The sequence below is a fragment of the Thermithiobacillus plumbiphilus genome (genome assembly GCF_038070005.1).
In the GTDB taxonomy this organism is placed as follows: domain Bacteria; phylum Pseudomonadota; class Gammaproteobacteria; order Acidithiobacillales; family Thermithiobacillaceae; genus JBBPCO01.
The window spans coordinates 1-1,202 of the sequence record NZ_JBBPCO010000026.1 but is presented as its reverse complement, the minus strand read 5'-3'; the positions used below and the strand labels follow the sequence as shown (position 1 = coordinate 1,202).

The 1,202-nt window shown below is 57.4% G+C and carries 1 protein-coding gene; it reads right to left on the bottom strand.

The window, feature by feature from the left end:
- Positions 1-14 precede the first annotated feature (14 nt).
- Positions 15-1,129 (bottom strand): IS3 family transposase gene (locus tag WOB96_RS14415; protein WP_341371999.1). Its coding sequence is split into 2 segments (ribosomal slippage): positions 15-877 and positions 877-1,129, totalling 1,116 coding nucleotides; the frame shifts between segments, so codons are not numbered across the junction.
- Between the last annotated feature and the right edge of the window lie 73 nt (positions 1,130-1,202).

The following is a 1,202-nucleotide window of genomic DNA, read 5'->3' as shown; positions in this document are numbered from 1 at the left end:
CGTAAGCTTCCCCGTCAAGTGGGCAGTTCATAAGTAGAGTTTTCTGCGTTTTGAGACCGGTATTGCAGGGGCGGTATACCGCCCAATGAGTCGTGTGGCCGTTCCTCGTTGTATTCGATCATCCACCAGTAGACGGCCTCGCGCACATCATCAAGCCGGGCAAAGAGATGCGCGTTCAGCAACTCATCGCGCAGCGTGCGATTGAATCGTTCGATGAAGGCATTCTGGTTGGGCTTGCCGGGTTGTATGTATTGGATCGCCATGCCCGCCTGCCTGGCCCAATGGATGAATGCCTCCCCCAGGAATTCCGGGCCATTGTCCGTACGCAATACCTGCGGTAGACCCCGCTCTTTTCGCAGCTGCTCGAATACCCGCACCAAGCGCTCTGAGGTGATGGAGGTGTCCACCTCGATATGCACGGCTTCCCGGTTGAAGTCGTCCACCACATTGAACAGGCGCAAGCGCTTGCCGCAGAGCAGCGCATCCGCCACGAAATCCGCCGACCAGACCGAATCTGGCCGACGTGGCACGTACAACGGGACGCGCTCCCGCTTGGGTAGCCGTTGTTTGGCCTTCCGACGTAGGTTGAGCTTCATCATGCAGTACACCCGATATACCCGCTTGTGATTCCAGGTAAAGCCTTCCAGCCGCAGGCGCTGATAGCACTTCCAGAACCCACGGCTGGCGCGTTCTTCGATCAATCGCGCCAACGCCGCCACAATCCCGGCATCGCGCACGATCCAATTCACCGGCTCCTCGTAATACGCCGAACGAGACAGGCTGACGCAGCGACAGGCCCGGACCACGGAAATCCGGTGCGCCGTTACCAAATAGCGTGCTGCGTCACGCCGCCCATCCGGCGTCAGAGTTTTTTTGCGATCAGATCCTTCATCGCGGCATTCTCCAGCGCCATATCGGCAAACAGGCGTTTGAGCCTGGCGTTCTCGGCCTCCAGATCCTTGACTCGCTTCAGGTCGGAGGCTTCCATCCCGCCATATCTGGACTTCCACTTGTAGTAGGTGGCGTCCGAGATGCCGTGCTGCCGGCATACTTCCTTGATCGACCGACCGGCGTCAGCCTCTTTCAGAATCGAAACAATCTGGGTCTCGGTAAATCTCGACTTCTTCATTCAAACCTCCTGGCTGGTTAACAATGCCAGAAAGCTCTACTTTTAACATGTCCAGAATTCGGGGAAGCTTACG